The organism is uncultured Friedmanniella sp. (genome assembly GCF_964244005.1).
Taxonomy (GTDB): Bacteria; Actinomycetota; Actinomycetes; order Propionibacteriales; family Propionibacteriaceae; genus Microlunatus.
Map to the genome: position 1 here is coordinate 243583 of NZ_CAXTHG010000001.1, position 21332 is coordinate 264914.

The following is a 21332-nucleotide window of genomic DNA, read 5'->3' on the forward strand; positions in this document are numbered from 1 at the left end:
GAGTTGCCCGCCGGCCGGCGCAGGACGGGTACCTCCGACCAGCTCTGGGTCGCGCGGCCAGGTTCACTGTCATGGCGCGGCGCTCAGCGCCTGGTTTGCCGGGAACCAGAGCGGGGTCGCCGCTGCCCTGTCGTCCTTGAGGTCTGCGGGAGACAGCGGTGGGACTGCCACGTGCGTAATCAATGGGTGACTCCGACGCCGCCCGCTCTCGGTCTGGCTGAGCAGGACCTCGTGCATCTTCTCGCCGTGCCGTAGGCCGGTGAAGACGATCTCGATCCGCTGGCCCGACTGCGCGATCATCCGCTTGGCCACCTCGAGGATGCTGACCGGCTCGCCCATGTCGAGCACGAGCACCTCGCCCGGCCCGCCGACGGCTCCGGCCTGGATGACCAGGGCGCAGGCTTCGGGGATGGTCATGAAGTAGCGGGTGATCTCGGGGTGGGTGACGGTCACCGGGCCGCCGGCGCGGATCTGGGCGTTGAAGGTGTGCAGCATCGAGCCCCGACTGCCGAGCACGTTCCCGAAGCGCACCGACAGGTAGGTCCCGCGCGTGCCCTGGGCGTACCAGGCCGTCAGCTGCTCCGCGGTCCGCTTGGTGCGGCCCAGCACGCTCGTCGGGTCGGCCGCCTTGTCGGTGCTGACGTTGACGAAGCGTTCACAGCCGCAGGCGCGGGCGGCGCGGAGCACGTTGCGGGTGCCGAGCACGTTGGTCTTCCAGCCCTCGTCGGGATACTGCTCGAGCATCGGCAGGTGCTTGAGCGCGGCGGCGTGGAAGACGACCTCTGGTCGGTGCCGGGCGAAGACCTGCGTGACCGTGTCCTCGTCGCGGATGTCGGCCAGCACCATGTCGGGGGTGTCGAGCAGACCCTGACCGTAGATCGACAGCTGGACCCCGTGCAGCCCGGACTCGTCCCGGTCGAGCAGGATCAGCTCGCTCGGGCCGAAGCGGTGCACCTGGCGGGCCAGCTCGGCACCGATGGAGCCACCCGCCCCGGTGACCAGGACGCGCTTGCCGGTGAGATAGCCGGCGATGCGGGCGAGGTCGGTCTCGACCTGGTGCCGGCCCAGGATGTCGGCGATGTCGACCTCGCGTACGTCGGCGAGCGAGATCGGCCGGCCGAGCATCTCGCTCAGCGGCGGTAGGACCATGAAGTGCAGCCCGGCGCCCTCGACGTCGGAGGAGAGGCGCCGGACCGTCTCGGCGTCAGCCTGCGGGATGGCCAGGATCACCGTCGTGGCGTCGCGGTCGGCCGCGATGTCAAGCAGCCGGTCCCCGGTGCCCAGCACCGGCACCCCCATCAGCCGCAGGTTGCGCTTGGTCCGGGCGTCGTCGACGAAGCCGACGACCTCGTAGCCGGCCGTCGGGTCACTGTTGATCAGCCGCATCAGCTGGTAGCCGGCGCGGCCGGCGCCGTAGATCAGCACCCGCTCCGACTGCTGCGCGGTCCGCGCCCGCCGGTCGACGAACGCGCGGTAGCCCCCCCGTGCCCCCACCATCAACAGCAGGGCGATCGGCGGGACGAGCACCGGCGTGGCCCGGGGGAACGGTCCGCTGCCCAGGCCGAGCATGGTGCCGAAGAAGAGTGCGGCACTCACGAGCCCGGCGGTCACCGCGAGCCCGAAGATCTCGTCAAAGCTGGCCGTCCGGTAGCGGCCCCGGTAGAGCATCATCGCGGTCCCCACGACCGCCTGCAGGACGCAGGCGAAGACGACGTAGACCGCGATGGAAAGGTACTGGCTCGGCTGGAGAGCGAACTCGTAGCGGGCGTAGACCACCAGCAGCGCCGCCATCGCCCAGCTGGCGCAGTCCCACAGCAGTCGCGCCACTCGACGGCGCCAGTCTGCTTCGAGCATGGAGGGAACCCTTCGGCCTCCCCCGAGGCGAATAACGAGCTGCCCCCGCGGCTCAGTGCACGACGAGACTAGTCCAGCTTTTCGGCCGTTGCCACCGAGCAAGCGATCTGTACCCCCCACGCGCAGCAGGGCCGCCCGAGAATCTCGGGCGGCCCTGCTGGACTCGCGTGGGTGGTGACCAAGCTCAGAGCTCGGTCGTGCTCCCACCGGCGGCGGCGATCTTTTCCTTGGCCGAGGCGGAGAACGCGTCGGCGGTGACCTGCACCGCGACGGAGATCTCACCCGTTCCCAGGACCTTGACGGCGTGACCCGGACGAACCGCACCGGCGGCGACGAGGTCGGCCACGCCGATCTGGCCCCCCTCGGGGAACAGCTCACTGATCCGGTCGAGGTTGACAATCTGGGCCTCGACGCGGAACGGGTTCTTGAAGCCACGCAGCTTCGGGATGCGCATGTGCATGGGCATCTGGCCACCCTCGAAGTTCTCGGGGATGTTGCGGCGGGCGCCGGAGCCCTTGGTACCGCGACCAGCAGTCTTGCCCTTGGAGCCTTCACCGCGACCCACACGGGTCTTGGCGGTCTTGGCGCCGGGCGCCGGCCTCAGGTGATGGACCTTGAGTGCCATGTCAGTCGACCTCCTCAACGGTCACCAGGTGGGCGACCGTCTTCAACATTCCGCGGACCTCGGGACGGTCCTCCTTGACGGACACGTCACCGACGCGCTTCAACCCCAGCGTGCGCAGCGTGTCCCGCTGGTTCTGCTTGCCGCCGATCCCGGACCGGATCTGGCTCACCTTGAACTGGCTCATGCCTGGGCCACCGCTCGGTGCGCCCGCAGCAGCGCGGCCGGGGTGACGTCCTCGACGGACTTCCCGCGGCGCTTCGCCACGTCCTCGGGCATCTCGAGACCCTGCAGCGCGGCCACCGTGGCGTGCACCACGTTGATCGCGTTGGCTGAGCCCAGCGACTTGGCGAGCACGTCGTGCACACCGGCGCACTCGAGCACGGCGCGAGCCGAGCCACCGGCGATGACGCCGGTACCCGGGGACGCCGGACGCAGCATGACCACGCCGGCCGCCTTCTCACCCTGCACCGGGTGCGAGATCGTGCCCTGGATGCGCGGGACGGTGAAGAAGTGCTTCTTCGCCTCCTCGACGCCCTTGGCGATCGCCGCGGGCACCTCCTTGGCCTTGCCGTAGCCGACGCCCACCGTGCCGTCACCGTCGCCGACGACGACCAGCGCGGTGAAGCTGAAGCGCCGGCCACCCTTCACGACCTTGGCGACGCGGTTGATCGCGACGACCCGTTCGATGTAGTTGCTCTTCTCGGCCGCCTGGCCACGTCCGCCATCGCGACCGCCACCACGACGGTCGCCCCCACCTGCGCCGCCTCCGCGGCGCTGGGTTCCACTCATCGCACTACCTCTTCCGTATCAGTCATGTCAGAACCCGAGGCCACCCTCGCGCGCACCGTCAGCCAGTGCGGCGATTCGACCGTGGTACTTGTTGCCGGCCCGGTCGAAGACGACCTGCTCGACGCCGACGGCCTTGGCGCGCTCGGCGACGAGGCCACCGACCTGCTTGGCCTTGGCCGACTTGTCACCGGCAGCCGCGCGCAGGTCGGGCTCCATGGTGGAGGCCGAGGCCAGCGTGCGACCAGCGGTGTCGTCGATCACCTGGGCGACCATGTGCTTGGCCGAACGGGTGACGACCAGCCGCGGCCGTTCCGGGGCGCCGAAGATCTTCTTCCGCGCCCGGATCTGGCGGCGCAGCCGCGACCGCGTACGAGCCGCGGTTCCCTTGTGCGAAGACAGCGAGACAGCCATCACTTACCAGCCTTTCCAACCTTGCGACGGACCTTCTCGCCCGCGTACCGGACACCCTTGCCCTTGTAGGGCTCGGGCTTGCGCAGCTTGCGGATGTTCGCAGCGACCTCGCCGACCTGCTGCTTGTCGATCCCGATGACCGCCAGGCGGGTCGGGGCTTCGACGGTGAAGGTGATGCCCTCCGGGGCACTCACCCGCACCGGGTGGCTGTAGCCGAGCGCGAACTCCAGCTCGGTCGGGCTCTTGGCCACCACGCGGTAGCCGACGCCGACGATCTCGAGCTTCTTCTCATAACCCGCGGTGACGCCGGTGACCATGTTGGCCACCAGGGTGCGGGTCAGGCCGTGCAGCGAACGGCTGAGCCGCTCGTCGTCGGGCCGGGTGACCTCGAGCTCGCCGTTGTCGGCCCGCCCGATACGGATCGGCTCAGCGACGCGGAGCGCCAGGGAGCCCTTGGGGCCTGTGACCGAGACCGACTGGCCCTCGAGGGTGACCTCGACGCCGGACGGGACCGGGACAGGAAGCCTGCCAATGCGTGACATGTGTGTTCCTTCCTAGATCTCGTCGCTCACCAGACGTAGGCGACGACTTCGCCACCCACGCCGGTCGAGTGCGCCTGACGGTCCGTCAGCAGCCCCGATGATGTTGAGATGATCGCGATGCCGAGGCCGCCGAGGACCTTGGGCAGGCCGGTCGACTTCGCGTAGACGCGCAGTCCCGGCTTGGAGATCCGCCGGACGCCGGCGATCGAACGCTCGCGGTTCTGGCCGTACTTGAGGGTGATGGCCAAGGTCTTGCCGACCTCGCCCTCCTTCGGCTCGTTCACCGCGTAGCTCGCGATGTAGCCCTCGCTGGCGAGGATCTCGGCGATGCCGACCTTGATCTTGCTGTGGGGCATGACCGTCACCTCGTGGAACGCCTGGTTGGCGTTACGGAGGCGGGTCAGCATGTCCGCGATCGGGTCTGTCATGGTCATAGCTGGGTGTACTTCTCTCTCGCCGTGGTTTCCCGGACGGGACCTTCAGCGCATTCGGAACGGGGTGCGTCGGTGCTCGCGGGGGAGCAGGGTCACCAGGAGGACTTGGTGATGCCCGGGAGCTCGCCGCGGTGGGCCATCTCGCGGACGCAGATCCGGCACAGGCCGAACTTGCGGAACACCGCGCGGGGGCGACCACAACGCTGGCACCGGGTGTAACCCTGCACCGCGAACTTGGGCGTGCGGGCCTGCTTGACCCGGAGCGCTGTCTTAGCCATCGATACCTCTCTAGTTCTGCCGGAACGGGAAGCCGAGGTTGCGCAGCAGCGCCCAGCCCTGGTCGTCGGTCGTGGCCGTGGTCACGAAGGTGATGTCCATGCCGCGGACGCGGTCGATCCGGTCCTGGTCGATCTCGTGGAACATGACCTGCTCGTTGAGACCGAACGTGTAGTTGCCGTTGCCGTCGAACTGCTTCGGCGACAGACCGCGGAAGTCACGGATCCGGGGCAGGGCCAGGGAGAGCAGCCGGTCGGCGAACTCCCACATCCGGTCCCCACGCAGGGTCACGTGGCAACCGATCGGCATACCCTCGCGCAGCTTGAACTGGGCGATGGACTTGCGCGACTTGGTGACCTGCGGCTTCTGACCGGTGATGGTCGTGAGGTCGCGGACGGCGCCGTCGATCAGCTTGGAGTCACGTGCGGCCTCGCCGACACCCATGTTCACCACGATCTTGGACAGACCGGGGATCTGCATGACGTTGGCGAACTGGAACTCCTCCTGCAGGGCAGCGCGAATCTCGTCGCGGTAGCGCTGCTTGAGCCGCGGCAGCGTGGTGGGCTCGGTAGCGGTGGCGCTCATCAGATCTCCTCTCCGGTGACCCGGGCGATACGGACGGAACGGGTGGAGGGGTACTCCGACCCGTCGGACCGACGCTTCGTCACCGCGACCCGGTCGTAGCCGACCCGGGTGACGACCTCGTCGCCGGCTTCGTTCTTGACGACCAGCTGGACGTTGGAAGCGTGGATCGGCGCCTCGGAGGAGACGATCCCGCCCTTGGTGGTGGCCCGGCCCTGCGGTTGCGCCGAGGTGTCCTTCAGGTGCCGCTTGACGATGTTCACGCCCGCGATGGTCACCTTCTGACGCTCGGGGAAGACGGCGATGACCTCACCGACCAGACCCTTGTCCTTGCCGGCGATGACCTTGACCCGGTCACCCTTCACGACGTGCAGCTTGGTCTGCACGGCGCCCTTGTTGGTCTTCTTGACACTCATGACTCAGATCACCTCGGGAGCGAGAGAGATGATGCGCATGAACTTCTTCTCGCGCAGCTCACGGCCGACCGGGCCGAAGATTCGGGTTCCACGGGGCTCGCCGTCGCTCTTCAGGATCACCGCAGCGTTCTCGTCGAACTTGATGTACGAGCCGTCGGCGCGACGGCGCTCCTTGACGGTGCGCACGACGACGGCCTTGACGACCTCGCCCTTCTTGACGTTCCCCCCCGGGATGGCGTCCTTGACAGTGGCGACGATGACGTCACCGATGCCGGCGTAACGACGACTGGAACCGCCGAGCACCCGGATGCACAAGATCTCCTTGGCTCCGGTGTTGTCGGCGACCTTGAGTCGCGACTCCTGCTGGATCATCTACTTCTCCTGGTTGTCTCACTGGTTCCCCTCAGCGCAGCGGCTGGGTGGGCCTGGTGGAACTCGATGTCGTTCCGAAGCCGGTCGATGGGCTCCGGGTGGCCTGAACCACGAGGGCTCAGGGCGCGGGACCTGCTTACTTGGCCTTCTCGAGGATCTCGACCAGGCGCCAGCGCTTGGTGGCGCTGAGCGGTCGGGTCTCCATGATCCGGACCCGGTCACCCAGGCCAGCACTGTTGGCCTCGTCGTGCGCCTTCAGCCGTGCGGTCTGGCGCAGGACCTTGCCGTAGAGGCGGTGCTTGACCCGGTCCTCGACCGCCACCACGACGGTCTTGTCCATCTTGTCGCTCACCACGTAGCCCTCGCGGACCTTGCGGGCGCCACGGTCGGCCGAAGCCGTCGTCTCGTCCACCACGGTGGTCTCGTTGCTCTGCCCATTGATCTGGGGCTCTGTCATCTCAGGCCTTCACTCTCTGCACCGCGGTAACCGCGGCTTCCTCGGTCTCGTTCGCCTCGACCAGGTCGGGGTCTTCGACGATGCCGAGCTCACGCTCGGTCAGCACGGTGTAGATCCGCGCGATGTCCTTGCGGACCGCACGCAGCCGACCGTGCGACTCCAGCTGGCCGGTGGCGGACTGGAAGCGGAGCGTGAACAGCTCCTCTTTCAGCTCGGTCACCTTGGCGTTGAGCTCGGTGCGGCTCAGGCCGCGCAGCTCAGCAGCGGTTGCTGTCTTGGCCATCAGATCTCACCCACTTCGCGCTTGATGAAGCGTGCCTTCATCGGCAGCTTGTGGATGGCCAGGCGCATGGCCTCGCGAGCCACTTCCTCGGTCACCCCGGACAGCTCGAACAACACGCGTCCGGGCTTGATGTTGGCGATCCACCACTCCGGCGATCCCTTGCCCGAACCCATCCGGGTCTCGGCGGGCTTTTTGGTCAGCGGGCGGTCGGGGTAGACGTTGATCCACACCTTGCCGCCGCGCTTGATGTGCCGGGTCATGGCGATACGGGCCGACTCGATCTGACGGTTGGTCAGGTACGAGGCCTCGACGGCCTGGATGCCGAACTCACCGAAGGCGAGCTTGGTGCCACCCTTGGCTGCGCCACGACGGGTGGGGTGGTGCTGCTTGCGGAACTTCACCCTGCGAGGGATCAGCATGACTAGGCCTCCTGTCCTGTTGCCTGAGCGTTGACGGCCTGCGCGTCCACGCCAGCGGCCACGGCCACGGGGGCCTCGGTCGCCGCGGGAGCCTCAGCACCCTCGGCGCGACGACGACCGCCGCGCTCGGGCCGGGTGGCGCCACGCTCGGGCCGACCGGTGCGAGCCGGACGGGCCCGACCACCGGCGGCGTTGCGGGCCGCCTTCTGAGCCGCGCGCTCGGCGCGGGTCCCGGACACGTCACCCTTGTAGATCCAGACCTTCACGCCGATCCGGCCGAAGGTGGTCTTGGCCTCGAAGAAGCCGTAGTCGATGTCGGCGCGCAGCGTGTGCAGCGGCACCTGACCCTCGCGGTAGAACTCCGACCGGCTCATCTCGGCGCCGCCGAGACGACCCGAGCACTGGATCCGGATGCCCTTGGCCGCACCCGAGCGCATGGCGCTCTGCTGGGCCTTGCGCATCGCGCGACGGAACTGCACGCGTGAGGCGAGCTGCTCGGCCACGCCCTGGGCGACCAGCTGTGCGTCGGTCTCGGGGTTCTTGACCTCGAGGATGTTCAGCTGGACCTGCTTGCCGGTCAGCTTCTCGAGCTCGTTGCGGACGCGCTCGGCCTCGGCGCCGTTACGGCCGATGACGATGCCCGGACGTGCGGTGTAGATGTCGACGCGGACCCGGTCCCGGGTGCGCTCGATCTCGACACTGGAGATGCCGGCCCGCTCGAGGGTCTTGATCAGCAGGCGACGGATCTTGACGTCCTCGCCCACGTACGCGGAGTAGAGCTTGTCGGAGTACCAACGGCTCTTGTGGTCGGTGGTGATACCGAGGCGGAAGCCGTACGGGTTGATCTTCTGGCCCATGCTCAGGCCTCCTTCCGGCCGGAGGCCGCATCGGTCGGGTGCGGCTCGACAACAACGGTGATGTGGCTCGACCGCTTGAGGATGCGGCTCGCGCTGCCCTTGGCGCGCGGACGGATCCGGCGCATGGTCACGCCTTCGTCCACGAACGCCTGGGAGACGTAGAGGTCGTCGCTGCGCAGGTTGTCGGTGTTCGCGGCGTTGGCCACCGCGCTCGCCACGACCTTGTACACGGGGTCGCTCGCGGCCTGCGGCGCAAACTTCAGCGTCACCAGGGCGTCAGCGACGCTCATGCCCCGGACCAGGTCGACGACCCGGCGTGCCTTGGTCGGGGAGACCCGGACCTGGCGCGCCACGGCGTACGAACCTGGACGGTCGCCGAGCAGCGCCGTGCGCCGGTTCGGGCGGATGTCCTTGCTCATGATCAGATTCCTTCTCGTCGCGTCCGTCGCCGCGTCAGCGACGACGAGCCTTCCGGTCGTCCTTGATGTGGCCACGGAAGGTCCGCGTGGGCGCGAACTCTCCCAGCTTGTGACCGACCATCGAGTCGGTCACGAAGACCGGCACGTGCTTGCGACCGTCGTGCACCGCGATCGTGTGGCCGATCATGTCGGGCACGATCATCGAGCGGCGCGACCAGGTCTTGATCACGTTCTTGGTCCCGCGGCCGTTTTGCACCTCGACCTTCTTGGCCAGGTGGTCGTCGACGAACGGGCCCTTCTTCAGGCTGCGTGGCATGTTCTAGGTTTCCTCTTCGAGCTCTCGACTCAGCGCTTCTTGCCGGACTTGCGGCGACGGACGATCATGCGGCTGCTCGCCTTGTTCTTGTCGCGGGTACGGCCTTCGGCCTGGCCCCACGGAGACACCGGGTGACGACCACCGGAGGTCTTGCCCTCACCACCGCCGTGCGGGTGGTCGATCGGGTTCATCGCCACACCGCGGACGGTCGGGCGCTTGCCCTTCCACCGGTTACGGCCAGCCTTGCCCCAGTTGATGTTCGACTGCTCGGCGTTGCCGACCTCGCCGACGGTGGCGCGGCAGCGCACGTCGACGAGCCGCATCTCCCCTGAGGGCATCCGCAGCGTGGCGTTCTTGCCCTCGCGGGCCACCAGCTGGATGCTCGCCCCGGCGGAACGGCCCAGCTTGGCGCCACCGCCCGGACGCAGCTCGACCGCGTGGATCGTCGTGCCGACCGGGATGTTGCGCAGCGGGAGGTTGTTACCGGGCTTGATGTCGGCGGCCTCACCGGCCTCGACCTCCGTACCCTGCTTCAGACCCTGCGGCGCGATGATGTAGCGCTTCTCGCCGTCGGCGAAGTGCAGCAGCGCGATCCGAGCCGTGCGGTTCGGGTCGTACTCGATGTGCGCGACCTTGGCCGGCACACCGTCCTTGTCGTAGCGCTTGAAGTCGACCAGCCGGTAGGCCTGCTTGTGACCGCCACCGATGTGCCGGGTGGTGATCCGGCCGGTGTTGTTGCGGCCACCGGTCTTGGGGCTGGGGACGAGCAGGGACTTCTCCGGGGTAGAGCGCGTGAGCTCGACGAAGTCGGCCACGCTGCTGCCCCGACGGCCCGGCGTCGTCGGCTTGTACTTGCGGATACCCATGTCCTAGTTCCTTACCTGTCCTCAGCGTGCGGGGGCGGAGAAGATGTCGATGCGCTCGCCGTCCGCCACGGACACGATGGCCCGCTTGGTGTCGGGACGCTTCCCGACGCCGGCGCGCGTCCGCCGCTTCTTGCCGATCCGGTTGAGCGTGTTCACCCCGGTGACGTGCACCTTGAACACAGCCTCGACGGCGATCTTGATCTCGGTCTTGTTCGCGTCCGGCGCGACGAGGAACGTGTACTTGTTCTCGTCGAGCAGCGTGTAGCTCTTCTCGCTCACCACAGGGGCGAGCAGGATGTCGCGGTGGTCGCGGATCTTGACGCTGGTCACTTGTCGTCTCCTTCGGGCTCGATCGCGGTCGCCACGGCGGCCGCCGCGTCCAGCTCGTCGCCACTCGGCTCAGCCGAGGACTCGGGGGTCTCGTAGCCGTCGAGGTCGGCCTCGGTCACCGCGGTGGCCTCGGACTCGGTTGCCACGGCCTTGACCGAACGACCACGGGCCGGACCGGACACGTACGCGTCCAGGGCGGCCGTGGTGAAGACGACCTCGTCGTTGACGAGCACGTCGTAGGCGTTCAGCTGGTCGACGGCGATCGCGTGCACCGTGGCGGCGTTGCGCAGACTCAGCCAGGCCAGGTCGTCGTCGCGGTGCAGGACCACGAGGACCTTCGGGCTGCTCGCCACCGTGGCCAGCGCGGTGAGCGCGGTCTTGGTCGAAGGCGTGTCGCCGAGCACGAGGTCAGCGACCACGTGCACCCGGCCGTCGCGGGCCCGGTCCGAGAGTGCCCCGCGCAGAGCGGCGGCAATCATCTTCTTGGGCGTCCGCTGGGCGTAGCCGTGAGGCTGCGGTCCGTGGACGACACCGCCACCGACGTACTGCGGGGCGCGGGTCGAACCCTGACGGGCGCGGCCGGTGCCCTTCTGCCGGTACGGCTTCTTGCCGCCACCGCGGACCTCGCCCCGAGTCTTCGTCGAGTGCGTGCCCTGACGGGCGGCGGCCAGCTGGGCCACCACGACCTGGTGGATCAGCGGGATGTTGGCGGTGACGTCGAACAGCTCAGCGGGCAGCTCGGTCGTGCCGGTCTTGCTGCCGGAGGCGTCGAGGACGTCAACCACGCGCGCCGCGGACAGGTGCTCAGTTCGGGTCTCGCTCATGCGGGCTCCCCCTTCTTGGCGGCGCTGCGCAGGACGACAAGGCCACCCTTGTTGCCCGGGATCGCGCCCTTGATCAGGATCAGACCGCGCTCGGCGTCCACGGCGTGCACGGTGAGGTTTTGCACGGTGACGCGCTCGACGCCCATCCGGCCGGCCATCTTGAGGCCCTTGAAGACGCGACCGGGGGTCGCGCAGCCGCCGATGGAGCCCGGCGAGCGGTGCTTGCGGTGCACACCGTGGGACGCGCGCAGACCGTGGAAGCCGTGCCGCTTCATGACACCAGCGGTGCCCTTGCCCTTGCTGACACCGGTCACGTCGATGATCTCGTCGGCGGCGAACACCTCAGCGGTGAGCTCCTGGCCGAGCGTGAACTCGGTAGCGTCGGTGGTGCGGATCTCGACGAGGTGCTTGCGAGGGGTGACCCCGGCCTTCTCGAAGTGACCAGCACTGGGCTTGGTGACCTGCTTGGCCTTGATCGCGCCGAAGCCGAGCTGCACGGCGCCGTAGCCGTTCACGTCGGGGGTGCGGACCTGGGTGACCACGCAGGGGCCGGCCTGGACCACGGTCACGGGGACCACGCGGTTGTTGGCGTCCCACAGCTGGGTCATGCCGAGCTTGGTGCCCAGCAGGCCCTTGACCTTGCGGTCGGAGAGAGTGGATGCGTTGCTCATGTCGCCGTCCTCAGAGCTTGATCTCGATGTCGACACCGGCCGGCAGGTCGAGGCGCATCAGCGAGTCCACGGTCTTGGGGGTCGGGTCGATGATGTCGATCAGACGCTTGTGCGTCCGCATCTCGAAGTGCTCCCGGCTGTCCTTGTACTTGTGCGGGGAGCGGATCACGCAGTACACGTTCTTCTCCGTCGGCAGCGGCACGGGGCCGGCAACCTTGGCACCCGTACGCGTCACCGTGTCCACGATCTTGCGCGCGGAGGAGTCGATGACCTCGTGGTCATAGGCCTTGAGCCTGATGCGGATCTTTTGTCCCGCCACAGTTCGTCCTTACTTCTCGCTACGTCGGAGCTACTTCTTCTGATGTGCGTCTTCACGTCCTGCTGGTCCCGCTGTTCCTCCGACCCCCACGGTCGGGCGTGTCGGGTGCCTTTCGGCACGACACAGCCCCGTAAACCCGCGCTGGGAGAGATCAGACGATCCTGGCGGACCGATCGACCCTGGGGTCTCGCGGTGCGACGGCTCTCGCCCCGCCCGTCCGAAGACCAGCGAAGACATGGCGCGCCCCGGCGACCCCGTCAAAGCAACCTGGCAATCTTGTCAGACTCGCCAGTCGAGATCAAATCATGGGGGTTGGCCGACCAGGCCGCTGACAGATGCTCCCCAGTCGAGCGGGAGCGCGCCCACGGCGCCCGGTTCGGCTGAGACGGAGCATTCGTCAGCGGCCGAGCGCGGTATGGATGCAGCTCAGCACCCAGGCGGGCTCGTCCTGGAGCTGGCGCCAGGTGAAGTTGAGCACCCGGTAGCCCGCGAGGACCAGAGCGTTGCGCCGAACCCGGTCGTCCTCGAAGGCTTGCCGGCCGCCGTGAGCAGCCCAGCCGTCGATCTCGAGGATCAGCCGGTCGCGGGCGAAGAGCACGTCGACCCAGTAGCCACCGACGAGCCGGTTGGACTTCCACCCCACGATCCCCGCCGCGCGGAGCAGCCGGTGGCCCTCCCGCTCGGCTTCGGACCACGGTTCGTCACGGGAGTCGTGCAGCAGTGCCTCGCGGGCGGGATTGCCGGGGCGCCCGGGCTGCAGCCGGAAGGCTTCCCACATCTGAGCCAGGGTGGCCGCCCCTGTCCTGAGCGCCTCGTCGATGGCCGGGCCACCGTGGGGTCCGCTGGCCAGGTCGACGGCCGTGGCCCACGGCTGCGTCACGGCCCAGGCTCCGCGGGTCAGGACCAGCTCGGGCGGGACACGACGCCGTTCGACGACCACGCCGGCGCACGACCGCTTGGTGGTGGTGGGCAGAGCCAGGGTCACCGGACCTGCCGGGGCGGCCGGCCAGAAGGTCGTGCGCGCGGCCGCCAGCCCGGTGAGGACCGCCCCAGGGCCGGCCCAGACGAGGGCGGCGCGCGTCGCCACCCCAGGATCGCCGCTGAGCTCGGGCGGGCAGTAGACACCGGGCAGCGGACTGACCAGCTGCCCCGTCCGCAACAGCCGGTCGAGAGTGCCCGAAAGATCGCGGTGGTCGCGCCGGGCCAGCACACCACCGCCAGCGCGTAAGCGCTCCCCCACCTCGTCCACGAACGGAGTCTCCGGACATCCCGGTCGAGATGCGGATTTCCCGCCGTGCTGTGGAGGAGACAGCAGGCTCGCCGAGCCTGTGGATAACGACAAGCCGCTGACGGATGCTCCGCAGATCCCGTTCTCGACCGCTGAGCGGCCCCAACGGGCATCCCGGGAGCATTTCTCAGCGGCTCAGCACCTCTAGTCTGATCCGGTGCAGATGAGGGTGGGGGTGGCGGCGGGGCATCCGTCGACAGCGGCGGCCGGAGCCGAGATCCTCGAGGCGGGCGGGAGCGCGGTCGACGCGGCTGTGGCCATGATGCTGGTCGGCTGCGCGGCCGAGACGATCTTCACCGGGCTGAGCGGCGGCGGGTTCGCCACCTGTTACGACGCCGCCACCGGCGAGGTCCACTGCGTCGACTTCTTCGTCGCCGTCCCCGGGCTGGACGGCACCTCCCCCGGCGCCGGCCGGGCGATCGAGGTCACCTTCGTCGGCCAGGCCATGCCGTACGAGATCGGACCGGCGACGGTCGCCGTGCCCGGCGTCCCGGCCGGCGCCCACCACCTGTGGCAACGGTACGGCCGGCTGCCCTGGGCCGACGTGGTCGCCCCCGGTCTGGCCGCCTCCTACGGCACGCCCTTTCCCCAGACCCATGCCGTGCTGCTGCCGGTGATCGCCCCGGCCATGTGCGTCGGCGAAGGGCTGCAGGTGTACGCCCGTCCGGACGGGTCGCTGCTGCAGGCGGGCGACCGGCTCTGGCACCCGGACCACCACCGGGCATACGAGCTCCTCGCCGCGGACCCGGCGGCCTTCTACACCGGCACGTACGCGGACGCGCTCGTCGCGGCGGTGGCCGACGGCGGCGCGATCAGCCGCGACGACCTGGCCGCGTACGCGGTCCGGGAGCACCAACCCCGGGCGGCCGGCTTTGCCGGCGGCACCGTGCACGCCCGCGGGGACGACCTGGACGACCTGCTCGCCACCCTGCAGCGGGTCGACCGGCTCGTCCCCGGCGACCCGCACACCGACCCCGCCTCGGCGCTCGGCCTCGTCGCGGCGCTGCGCGCGCCGGACCGCCGGGCCGAGACCACCAACGTGGTCGCCGTCGACGCCCAGGGCAACGGGTGCGCGCTGACCACCAGTCTCGGCCTGGGCTCCGGCGTCTGGGTCCCCGGTTACGGCGTCCACCTCAACTCGATGCTCGGCGAGGGCGAGCTGATCCGCGGCGCGCTACAACCCGGGGTACGGATGGGTTCGATGATGTCGCCGCTGGCCGTGCTGGACGCCGAACGCCGGCTCGTCGCCGTGGCCGGCGGGGCCGGCGGCAGCCGGATCCGGCCGGCGCTGGTGCAGGTGCTGGTCCAGATCCTCCGGGGCGTGCCGCCGCAACAGGCGATCGACGGCCCGCGGCTGAACGCGCTGCCCGCGATGGTCCGGGCCGAGCCGGGCTTCGCGCCCGAGGTGCTCACCGCGCTGGCCGCCGCCGGCAACGAGGTGGCCGTCGCCGAACGCCGCGACCCGTACTTCGGCGGCGTCTCGGCATTGAGTCCCCTCGGCGGGGGCGCGGACCCGAGGCGCAGCGGAGCCGTCATCCTGCTCTGAGTGGCCTCCCCCTGGGTACCGACTAAGGTCGACCACCGTGACTCCCTCCTCGACCTACCGGCTGCAGATCTCTCGCGACTTCCCCCTCGCCGAGGCCACGGACCTCCTCGACTACCTCACCGAGCTGGGAGCGGGCGCGGTCTACCTGTCGCCGCTGCTGCGGTCGACCACCGGCTCGAGGCACGGCTACGACACCGTCGACGTCACCCGGGTCGACCCCGACCGCGGCGGGGAGGTCGCGCTCGAGGCGCTCTTCGCGGCGGCGGAGCAGCGCGGCCTCGACGTGGTCATCGACATCGTGCCCAACCACCTCGGCATCGACGTACCAGCGGAGAACCCGGCCTGGTGGGACGTCCTGCAGCACGGCCGCGAGTCCAGGTACGCCGACTGGTTCGACATCGACTGGAGCCGGCCGAGGATCCTGCTGCCTGTCCTGGGCGACGACGCGGTGCTCAGCGTCGAAGAGGGCGAGCTGCGCTACTACGAGCACCGTTTCCCGCTCGCTCCCGGCACCTGGTCCCCGGGCGATGACCCGGCCGAGGTGCACGCCCGCCAGCACTACGAGCTGGCCCACCACTCCCGCGGCAACTCCGAGCTCAGCTATCGCCGCTTCTTCGCCGTGACCAGCCTCGCCGGCGTCCGGGTGGAGGACGAGCGGGTCTTCGCCGCCACTCACGCCCTGGTGCGGCAGTGGGTCGAGCGCGGTGTCGCCGGGCTCCGGGTCGACCACCCGGACGGCCTCGTGGATCCCGGGGAGTACCTGCGTCGGCTGCGTGCGCTCGCGCCGGAGGCCTGGATCACCGTGGAGAAGATCCTGGAGCCGGGTGAGTCGCTGCCCGCGGACTGGCCAGTCGAAGGCACCACCGGCTACGACGCCATGCGCGAGGTCAACGGCCTCTTCGTCGACCCGGACGCCGAGCAGGAGCTGACCGAGCTCTACGTCCGGCTGACCGGCGACGAGCGCGACGTCGCGGAGCACATCGAGATGGGCAAGCGGATGGTGGTCACCGACCTGCTGCCCGCCGAGATCCGGCGGATGGCCGCCCTCGCCCCCGACGTCACCGACGCCGGGGCGGCGATCGCCGAGGTGGCCGTGGCCTTCGCGGTCTACCGCTCCTACCTGCCCGACGGTGCGGCCGACCTCGACCACGCGTTGGCCCTGGCCCGCCGCCGCCGGCCGGCCCTGGCTGAGGCCCTGGACACGCTCAGCCCGCGGCTGCACGACGGGGACGACGAGCTCGCCCGCCGGATGCAGCAGCTCAGTGGCGCCACGATGGCCAAGGGCATCGAGGACACCGCCTACTACCGCTACGCCCGGTTCGTGGCGCTGAACGAGGTGGGCAGCGACCCGAGCACGTTCGGCATCGCGCCCGCGGAGTTCCACGAGACCACGCGGCGTCGACAGGCCGAGCAGCCGCAGTCGATGACCGGGCTCTCCACCCACGACACCAAGCGGGGCGAGGACGTCCGGGCCCGGCTCGCTGTGCTCGCCGAGATCCCGGGCGCCTGGGCGACCTTCGCCGAGCACGTCCTCACCACCTCCACGGTGCCCAACCGGGCCTTCGCCTACTTCCTGGCGCAGACCCTGGTCGGCGCCGGCCCCATCGAGCGGGACCGGATGCACGCGTACGCGGAGAAGGCCATGCGCGAGGCCAGCGACCGCACCACCTACACCGCCGTGGACCAGGCGTACGAGACGGCCGTGCACGCCCTGGTCGACGCTGCGTACGACGAACCGCAGCTGCGGACGGCCTGGGACGACCTGGTCGCTGCGGTCCGCGGACCGGGCTGGTCGAACGCACTGGGCCAGAAGCTCGTGCAGCTCACCATGCCCGGCGTCCCGGACGTGTACCAGGGCACCGAGCTGTGGGACGACTCGCTGGTCGACCCGGACAACCGTCGGCCCGTCGACTACGCGCGGCGACGGTCCCTGCTGGCCGAGGTGCAGCAGACCCACCCGGCGGTGGACGAGAGCGGCGCGGCCAAGCTCTGGGTCACCGCCCAGGCGCTGCGGGCCCGCCGCGACCGGGCCGAGGCGTTCACCACGTACGAGCCGCTGCTCGCCAGCGGGCCGGCTGCGGACCACCTCGTCGCGTACGACCGCGGCGGCGCGGTGACGCTGGCCACCCGGCTGCCGGTGGCACTGGCGGCGGCCGGCGGCTGGCTGGACACCTCCCTGGCGTTGACCGGTACCTACACCGACGACCTGACCGGTCGCGAGTTCTCCGGTCCGGTCCAGGTGGGCGAGGTGCTCGACCGCTACCCGGTGGCCCTGCTGCTGCGCTCCTGACCCTCCCCGACTTCAGGTGAGGGCGACGGTGGTCTGGGCGCCCACCTCGGTGAACCCGAGCCGGCGGGCCAGCCGGCGGGAGCCGACGTTGTCCACGCGGGCCCGCCACTGCGCGACCAGGCCGACGTCGAGCGCGTCGTTGAGGGCCAGGGCCGCGGCCACGGTCCCCCGGCCCGTCCGCCGGTGCTCCGGTGCGGTCAGGGCGCCGAGGTGGCCGAGGATACCCTGCCACTCGTCGTAGCCGGCGCCGGCGGTGGGCGCGTCCCTCTCGTCGAGGATGACGAAGATCCGGCCGAACTCGGCCAGGCCGACCTCGCTGACGTCATCAGGTGGGCAGCTCTTCTCCAGCAGGACCGCGGCCGCTGCACCGTCGTCGACCGGTACCTCCCGCAGCCCGGGCAGCTGGACGTACCGGTCGGTGTAGGCCAGCACCGCCTGGCCGACCACCCGGGCCCGGTGACCTTCGCAGCGCCGCAGCAGCTTCGACTGGTCGAGCAGTTCGGCTGGGTCGGTCTCCGCCACCCGCTCGTGCAGCCACTCCGGCCCGACCACGACGTAGGTGTCCCAGAGCCGGACGACCATCGCCTCCCGTTCGGAGTCGGCGCGGACCGTGCGCACGGGGTTGCGCACCGGGTCGAGGCTGTCATCGGGCAGGCCCAGCAGCCGGGACCAGCCCAGCCGGATGATCGCCGCCGTGTTCGCCTCCACCCGGCGATGGTAGGCGTTGCCTGGCGCGGGCAAGCGAAAAGCCCCGCACCAGCAGGTGCGGGGCTCTTCGGGTGGAACGTTGAAGCAGTCAGATCACTTGAGGATCTTCGTCACCCGACCGGCGCCCACGGTACGGCCACCCTCGCGGATGGCGAACTTGAGCTCCTCCTCCATGGCGATCGGCTGGATGAGCGCCACGGTCATGTCCGTGTTGTCACCCGGCATCACCATGTCGGTGCCCTCCGGCAGGTTGACCACACCGGTGACGTCGGTGGTGCGGAAGTAGAACTGCGGACGGTAGTTGTTGAAGAACGGCGTGTGCCGGCCGCCCTCTTCCTTGCTGAGGATGTAGACGCGCGCCTCGAAGTCGGTGTGCGGGGTGGTCGTACCCGGCTTGATCACGACCATGCCGCGCTCGACGTCCTCGCGCTTGGTGCCACGAAGCAGCAGACCGACGTTCTCGCCCGCCTGGCCCTCGTCGAGGAGCTTGCGGAACATCTCCACACCGGTGACGGTGGTGGTCTGCTTGGTCGTCCGGATGCCGATGATGTCGACGGTCTCGTTGACCTTGACCACGCCACGCTCGATCCGGCCGGTGATCACGGTGCCACGACCGGTGATCGTGAAGACGTCCTCGACCGGCATCAGGAAGGGCTTGTCGATCTCGCGGACCGGCTGGGGGATGGAGTTGTCGACGGCGGCCATGAGCTCCATGATCGCGTCACCCCACTTCGCGTCACCGTTCAGCGCCGGGAAGGCAGCCACGCGGACCACGGGGGTCTCGTCGCCGTCGTACTCGTACTCGCTGAGCAGCTCGCGGACCTCCAGCTCGACGAGCTCCAGGATCTCCTCGTCGTCGACCATGTCGCACTTGTTGAGCGCGACGACGATCGCCGGCACACCAACCTGACGGGCCAGCAGCACGTGCTCGCGGGTCTGCGGCATCGGGCCGTCGGTGGCGGCGACCACGAGGATCGCACCGTCCATCTGGGCCGCACCGGTGATCATGTTCTTGATGTAGTCGGCGTGACCGGGGCAGTCGACGTGCGCGTAGTGACGCGACTCGGTCTGGTACTCGACGTGCGCGATCGAGATCGTGATACCGCGCTGACGCTCTTCGGGCGCCTTGTCGATCTGGTCGAACGCCGACGCCTGGTTGAGGGTCGGGTACTTGTCGTGCAGCACCTTCGTGATCGCCGCGGTCAGCGTCGTCTTGCCGTGGTCGATGTGCCCGATGGTGCCGATGTTGACGTGCGGCTTAGTCCGCTCGAACTTGGCCTTGGCCACTGGGGCTCCTTCTGGATTCCTCGCCACGCGATCGCCTGGCGTTCTTGGGTGAGTTGCTGGTCGTGACCGGGCAAAGCCCGGCCTAAGTTTTCCTTGTCGCGCTGCGCGCGTCAAACTGCTGGCCGCAGGGGGCGGAAGTCGCTCCGCCCCCACAGCCCCTTCGAGCCGGGCTCGCTGCGCCCGCGCAACGAGCTCGCTCCGCTCCTTCGTTACTCGCCGCGAGCCTTCTGGATGATCTCGTCCGAGACCGACTTGGGCGTCTCGGCGTAGGCGTGGAACTCCATCGAGTACGACGCCTGGCCCGAGGTCTTCGACCGCAGGTCGCCGACGTAGCCGAACATCTCCGACAGCGGCACCAGAGCCTCGACGACCTTGTTGCCGTGCAGGTCGTTCATGGCCTGGATCTGACCGCGACGAGAGTTCAGGTCACCGATGACGGTGCCCATGTAGTCCTCGGGGGTCGTCACCTCCACAGCCATCACCGGCTCGAGCAGCGCTGGGTCGGCCCGACGTGCGGCCTCCTTGAAGACCATCGAACCGGCGATCTTGAACGCGAGCTCGGAGGAGTCGACGTCGTGGTAGGCGCCGTCCTGCAGCGTCACCTTGATGTCCTCCACCGCGTACCCGGCGAGCACGCCGAACTGCATGGCGTCCTGGACGCCGTGGTCCACCGCGGGGATGTACTCCTTGGGGATCCGGCCACCGGTGACGCCGTTCACGAACTCATAACCAGAGCCAGGCTCCAGCGGCTCGAGGTCGATGATCACGCGGGCGTACTGACCCGAGCCACCCGACTGCTTCTTGTGGGTGTACTCGATCTTGGTCACCGCGCGACGCAGCGTCTCGCGGTAGGCCACCTGCGGCTTGCCGATGTTCGCCTCGACGCGGAACTCGCGCTTCATCCGGTCGATCAGCACCTCCAGGTGCAGCTCTCCCATGCCGGCGATGATCGTCTGACCGGTCTCGTCGTCGGTGTGGACCCGGAACGTCGGGTCCTCCTCGGCGAGCCGCTGGATGGCGACACCCAGCTTTTCCTGGTCAGACTTCGTCTTCGGCTCGATGGCCTGCTCGATCACCGGCGCCGGGAAGTCCATGGACTCCAGCACGACGGGGTTCGACGGGTCGGACAGCGTCTCGCCGGTGGTGGTGTCCTTCAGACCCATCACCGCGACGATCTGACCGGCGCCGACGCTGGCGATCTCCTCACGCTTGTTGGCGTGCATCTGGTAGATCTTCCCGATCCGCTCCTTGCGGCCCTTGGTGCTGTTCAGCACCGTGGAGCCAGCCTCGAGCTTGCCCGAGTAGAGACGGATGTAGGTCAGCCGGCCCAGGTGCGGGTCGGCCGCGATCTTGAAGGCCAGCGCCGAGAACGGGTCGGTCGAGTCCGGGTGCCGCTCGATGACGACCGACTCGTCGCCGGGCTTGAACCCGTCGATGGCCGGCACGTCCAGCGGGGACGGCAGATAGGCGATGACCGCGTCGAGCAGCGGCTGCACACCCTTGTTCTTGAAGGCGCTGCCACAGAGGACGGCGGTGATCTGCGAGGAGAGCACGGCGCGACGGATGGCCGCGTCGATCAGCTCGGGCGTCATCGCCGCCTCGTCCTCGGCCAGGTAGGCCTCCATCAGCGTGTCGTCGTACTCGGCGACCAGCTCGACCAGCTCGGCGTGAGCCGCGGTGGCCTTCTCGAGCATGTCGGCCGGGATCTCCTCGACGGTGTAGTCCTCACCGATCGTGGTCTCGCCACGCCAGGTGAGCGCCCGCATCCGCACGACGTCGACGACGCCGAGGAAGCCGCCCTCGGTACCGATCGGCAGCTGCAGGATCGCGGGAACGGCGTTCAGCCGGCTCTTGATCGTGGAGACGCAGAAGTCGAAGCTCGCGCCCGTGCGGTCCAGCTTGTTGATGAAGCAGATCCGCGGCACCTTGTACCGGTCGGCCTGACGCCACACGGTCTGGCTCTGCGGCTCGACCCCGGCCACACCGTCGAAGACCGCGACGGCACCGTCGAGGACGCGGAGCGAACGCTCCACCTCGACGGTGAAGTCGACGTGCCCCGGGGTGTCGATGATGTTGATCTGGGTGTCGTGCCAGTGGCAGGTCGTCGCGGCGGACGTGATCGTGATGCCGCGCTCCTGCTCCTGCTCCATC

Annotated in this window: 28 protein-coding genes; 2 read left to right on the plus strand and 26 right to left on the minus strand. The window is 69.2% G+C overall.

The features are described from left to right. Window positions 1-69 precede the first annotated feature (69 nt). The 23 genes from ACFE76_RS01160 to ACFE76_RS01270 form a co-directional block, all read right to left on the minus strand. Window positions 70-1854: a polysaccharide biosynthesis protein gene (locus ACFE76_RS01160; protein ID WP_375429896.1), complete on the minus strand. Its 1785-nt coding sequence runs from the start codon at window positions 1852-1854 to the stop codon at window positions 70-72. A 184-nt stretch (window positions 1855-2038) separates the two neighbouring features. Then, window positions 2039-2479, minus strand: coding sequence for a 50S ribosomal protein L15 (rplO, locus tag ACFE76_RS01165; RefSeq protein WP_375429897.1), 441 nt, complete (start codon window positions 2477-2479; stop codon window positions 2039-2041). Window position 2480: 1 nt separating this feature from the next. Beyond that, window positions 2481-2663, minus strand: a complete 183-nt coding sequence (rpmD, locus tag ACFE76_RS01170) for a 50S ribosomal protein L30 (RefSeq protein ID WP_375429898.1) — start codon at window positions 2661-2663, stop codon at window positions 2481-2483. Beyond that, entirely contained in the window at window positions 2660-3268 is a 609-nt protein-coding gene (gene rpsE, locus ACFE76_RS01175) for a 30S ribosomal protein S5 (RefSeq protein ID WP_375429899.1), read from the minus strand. Before rpsE ends, rpmD begins: the two co-directional genes overlap by 4 nt. Before the next feature lie 27 nt (window positions 3269-3295). Next, entirely contained in the window at window positions 3296-3679 is a 384-nt protein-coding gene (rplR, locus tag ACFE76_RS01180; RefSeq protein WP_375429900.1) for a 50S ribosomal protein L18, read from the minus strand. Further along, complete coding sequence (gene rplF / locus ACFE76_RS01185) at window positions 3679-4221, minus strand: 50S ribosomal protein L6 (protein WP_375429901.1); 543 nt, start codon at window positions 4219-4221, stop codon at window positions 3679-3681. The genes rplR and rplF overlap by 1 nt, the downstream gene beginning before the upstream one ends. A 26-nt stretch (window positions 4222-4247) precedes the next feature. Next, window positions 4248-4655: a 30S ribosomal protein S8 gene (rpsH, locus tag ACFE76_RS01190; RefSeq protein WP_375429902.1), complete on the minus strand. Its 408-nt coding sequence runs from the start codon at window positions 4653-4655 to the stop codon at window positions 4248-4250. A gap of 92 nt (window positions 4656-4747) precedes the next feature. After that, window positions 4748-4933, minus strand: coding sequence for a type Z 30S ribosomal protein S14 (locus tag ACFE76_RS01195; RefSeq protein WP_375423609.1), 186 nt, complete (start codon window positions 4931-4933; stop codon window positions 4748-4750). Window positions 4934-4943: 10 nt separating this feature from the next. Beyond that, a complete protein-coding gene (gene rplE, locus ACFE76_RS01200) occupies window positions 4944-5516 on the minus strand; it encodes a 50S ribosomal protein L5 (RefSeq protein WP_375429903.1) in 573 nt (190 codons plus the stop codon). Beyond that, window positions 5516-5929, minus strand: coding sequence for a 50S ribosomal protein L24 (gene rplX, locus ACFE76_RS01205; protein ID WP_375429904.1), 414 nt, complete (start codon window positions 5927-5929; stop codon window positions 5516-5518). Before rplX ends, rplE begins: the two co-directional genes overlap by 1 nt. Before the next feature lie 3 nt (window positions 5930-5932). After that, window positions 5933-6301, minus strand: coding sequence for a 50S ribosomal protein L14 (gene rplN, locus ACFE76_RS01210; protein ID WP_375429905.1), 369 nt, complete (start codon window positions 6299-6301; stop codon window positions 5933-5935). 136 nt (window positions 6302-6437) lie between these two features. Further along, window positions 6438-6758 carry a 30S ribosomal protein S17 gene (gene rpsQ / locus ACFE76_RS01215; protein ID WP_375429906.1) on the minus strand — a complete coding sequence of 107 codons (321 nt, stop codon included), beginning with the start codon at window positions 6756-6758 and terminating at the stop codon, window positions 6438-6440. A gap of 1 nt (window position 6759) precedes the next feature. Continuing rightward, a complete protein-coding gene (rpmC, locus tag ACFE76_RS01220) occupies window positions 6760-7041 on the minus strand; it encodes a 50S ribosomal protein L29 (protein ID WP_375429907.1) in 282 nt (93 codons plus the stop codon). Further along, complete coding sequence (gene rplP / locus ACFE76_RS01225) at window positions 7041-7460, minus strand: 50S ribosomal protein L16 (RefSeq protein ID WP_375429908.1); 420 nt, start codon at window positions 7458-7460, stop codon at window positions 7041-7043. Before rplP ends, rpmC begins: the two co-directional genes overlap by 1 nt. Window positions 7461-7462: 2 nt before the next feature. Then, window positions 7463-8317, minus strand: a complete 855-nt coding sequence (rpsC, locus tag ACFE76_RS01230) for a 30S ribosomal protein S3 (RefSeq protein ID WP_375429909.1) — start codon at window positions 8315-8317, stop codon at window positions 7463-7465. Between the two features lie 2 nt (window positions 8318-8319). Next, the gene (gene rplV / locus ACFE76_RS01235) at window positions 8320-8736 is read right to left on the minus strand and encodes a 50S ribosomal protein L22 (protein ID WP_375429910.1); all 417 of its coding nucleotides are present in this window, start codon (window positions 8734-8736) and stop codon (window positions 8320-8322) included. A gap of 34 nt (window positions 8737-8770) precedes the next feature. Continuing rightward, entirely contained in the window at window positions 8771-9052 is a 282-nt protein-coding gene (gene rpsS / locus ACFE76_RS01240) for a 30S ribosomal protein S19 (RefSeq protein ID WP_375423600.1), read from the minus strand. Between the two features lie 29 nt (window positions 9053-9081). After that, window positions 9082-9918, minus strand: coding sequence for a 50S ribosomal protein L2 (gene rplB / locus ACFE76_RS01245; protein WP_375429911.1), 837 nt, complete (start codon window positions 9916-9918; stop codon window positions 9082-9084). 21 nt (window positions 9919-9939) lie between these two features. Then, window positions 9940-10248: a 50S ribosomal protein L23 gene (rplW, locus tag ACFE76_RS01250; RefSeq protein ID WP_375429912.1), complete on the minus strand. Its 309-nt coding sequence runs from the start codon at window positions 10246-10248 to the stop codon at window positions 9940-9942. Continuing rightward, on the minus strand, window positions 10245-11072 hold the full coding sequence (gene rplD / locus ACFE76_RS01255) for a 50S ribosomal protein L4 (RefSeq protein WP_375429913.1): 828 nt from the start codon (window positions 11070-11072) through the stop codon (window positions 10245-10247). The genes rplW and rplD overlap by 4 nt, the downstream gene beginning before the upstream one ends. Beyond that, window positions 11069-11743 (minus strand): 50S ribosomal protein L3, encoded by a 675-nt coding sequence (gene rplC / locus ACFE76_RS01260; protein WP_375429914.1) that lies wholly within the window; start codon window positions 11741-11743, stop codon window positions 11069-11071. The genes rplD and rplC overlap by 4 nt, the downstream gene beginning before the upstream one ends. 10 nt (window positions 11744-11753) lie before the next feature. Continuing rightward, window positions 11754-12062 (minus strand): 30S ribosomal protein S10, encoded by a 309-nt coding sequence (rpsJ, locus tag ACFE76_RS01265; RefSeq protein WP_300611684.1) that lies wholly within the window; start codon window positions 12060-12062, stop codon window positions 11754-11756. A gap of 397 nt (window positions 12063-12459) precedes the next feature. Continuing rightward, entirely contained in the window at window positions 12460-13311 is an 852-nt protein-coding gene (locus tag ACFE76_RS01270; protein WP_375429915.1) for an endonuclease domain-containing protein, read from the minus strand. Window positions 13312-13513: 202 nt separating this feature from the next. On the opposite strand from ACFE76_RS01270, the gene ACFE76_RS01275 reads away from it, so the two are divergent. Then, entirely contained in the window at window positions 13514-14896 is a 1383-nt protein-coding gene (locus ACFE76_RS01275) for a gamma-glutamyltransferase (protein WP_375429923.1), read from the plus strand. A 37-nt stretch (window positions 14897-14933) separates the two neighbouring features. Next, on the plus strand, window positions 14934-17186 hold the full coding sequence (gene treY / locus ACFE76_RS01280; protein WP_375429916.1) for a malto-oligosyltrehalose synthase: 2253 nt from the start codon (window positions 14934-14936) through the stop codon (window positions 17184-17186). A gap of 12 nt (window positions 17187-17198) precedes the next feature. Here treY and ACFE76_RS01285 read toward each other — a convergent pair whose 3' ends face one another. From ACFE76_RS01285 to fusA, 3 genes are all read right to left on the minus strand, one after another. Next, a complete protein-coding gene (locus ACFE76_RS01285; protein ID WP_375429917.1) occupies window positions 17199-17894 on the minus strand; it encodes a GNAT family N-acetyltransferase in 696 nt (231 codons plus the stop codon). Window positions 17895-17987: 93 nt separating this feature from the next. After that, window positions 17988-19181, minus strand: coding sequence for an elongation factor Tu (tuf, locus tag ACFE76_RS01290; RefSeq protein ID WP_375429918.1), 1194 nt, complete (start codon window positions 19179-19181; stop codon window positions 17988-17990). Window positions 19182-19390: 209 nt separating this feature from the next. Further along, window positions 19391-21332, minus strand: a 1942-nt coding sequence (fusA, locus tag ACFE76_RS01295) for an elongation factor G (RefSeq protein ID WP_375429919.1), incomplete at its 5' end; no start/stop codon positions are given.

What these genes read in the sequence shown, in the direction of transcription:
- ACFE76_RS01275 (WP_375429923.1), top strand. Translation starts at nt 13,514, where the DNA reads ATGAGGGTGGGGGTGGCGGCGGGGCATCCGTCGACAGCGGCGGCCGGA.
- rplO (WP_375429897.1), bottom strand. Translation starts at nt 2,479, where the DNA reads ATGGCACTCAAGGTCCATCACCTGAGGCCGGCGCCCGGCGCCAAGACC.
- rpsS (WP_375423600.1), bottom strand. Translation starts at nt 9,052, where the DNA reads ATGCCACGCAGCCTGAAGAAGGGCCCGTTCGTCGACGACCACCTGGCC.
- rpsQ (WP_375429906.1), bottom strand. Translation starts at nt 6,758, where the DNA reads ATGACAGAGCCCCAGATCAATGGGCAGAGCAACGAGACCACCGTGGTG.
- rpsC (WP_375429909.1), bottom strand. Translation starts at nt 8,317, where the DNA reads ATGGGCCAGAAGATCAACCCGTACGGCTTCCGCCTCGGTATCACCACC.
- rplX (WP_375429904.1), bottom strand. Translation starts at nt 5,929, where the DNA reads ATGAGTGTCAAGAAGACCAACAAGGGCGCCGTGCAGACCAAGCTGCAC.
- ACFE76_RS01160 (WP_375429896.1), bottom strand. Translation starts at nt 1,854, where the DNA reads ATGCTCGAAGCAGACTGGCGCCGTCGAGTGGCGCGACTGCTGTGGGAC.
- rplP (WP_375429908.1), bottom strand. Translation starts at nt 7,460, where the DNA reads ATGCTGATCCCTCGCAGGGTGAAGTTCCGCAAGCAGCACCACCCCACC.
- ACFE76_RS01195 (WP_375423609.1), bottom strand. Translation starts at nt 4,933, where the DNA reads ATGGCTAAGACAGCGCTCCGGGTCAAGCAGGCCCGCACGCCCAAGTTC.
- rplD (WP_375429913.1), bottom strand. Translation starts at nt 11,072, where the DNA reads ATGAGCGAGACCCGAACTGAGCACCTGTCCGCGGCGCGCGTGGTTGAC.
- rpmC (WP_375429907.1), bottom strand. Translation starts at nt 7,041, where the DNA reads ATGGCCAAGACAGCAACCGCTGCTGAGCTGCGCGGCCTGAGCCGCACC.
- rplR (WP_375429900.1), bottom strand. Translation starts at nt 3,679, where the DNA reads ATGGCTGTCTCGCTGTCTTCGCACAAGGGAACCGCGGCTCGTACGCGG.
- rplN (WP_375429905.1), bottom strand. Translation starts at nt 6,301, where the DNA reads ATGATCCAGCAGGAGTCGCGACTCAAGGTCGCCGACAACACCGGAGCC.
- rpmD (WP_375429898.1), bottom strand. Translation starts at nt 2,663, where the DNA reads ATGAGCCAGTTCAAGGTGAGCCAGATCCGGTCCGGGATCGGCGGCAAG.
- rpsE (WP_375429899.1), bottom strand. Translation starts at nt 3,268, where the DNA reads ATGAGTGGAACCCAGCGCCGCGGAGGCGGCGCAGGTGGGGGCGACCGT.
- rplV (WP_375429910.1), bottom strand. Translation starts at nt 8,736, where the DNA reads ATGAGCAAGGACATCCGCCCGAACCGGCGCACGGCGCTGCTCGGCGAC.
- rplB (WP_375429911.1), bottom strand. Translation starts at nt 9,918, where the DNA reads ATGGGTATCCGCAAGTACAAGCCGACGACGCCGGGCCGTCGGGGCAGC.
- rplC (WP_375429914.1), bottom strand. Translation starts at nt 11,743, where the DNA reads ATGAGCAACGCATCCACTCTCTCCGACCGCAAGGTCAAGGGCCTGCTG.
- rpsH (WP_375429902.1), bottom strand. Translation starts at nt 4,655, where the DNA reads ATGACCATGACAGACCCGATCGCGGACATGCTGACCCGCCTCCGTAAC.
- rplE (WP_375429903.1), bottom strand. Translation starts at nt 5,516, where the DNA reads ATGAGCGCCACCGCTACCGAGCCCACCACGCTGCCGCGGCTCAAGCAG.
- rplF (WP_375429901.1), bottom strand. Translation starts at nt 4,221, where the DNA reads ATGTCACGCATTGGCAGGCTTCCTGTCCCGGTCCCGTCCGGCGTCGAG.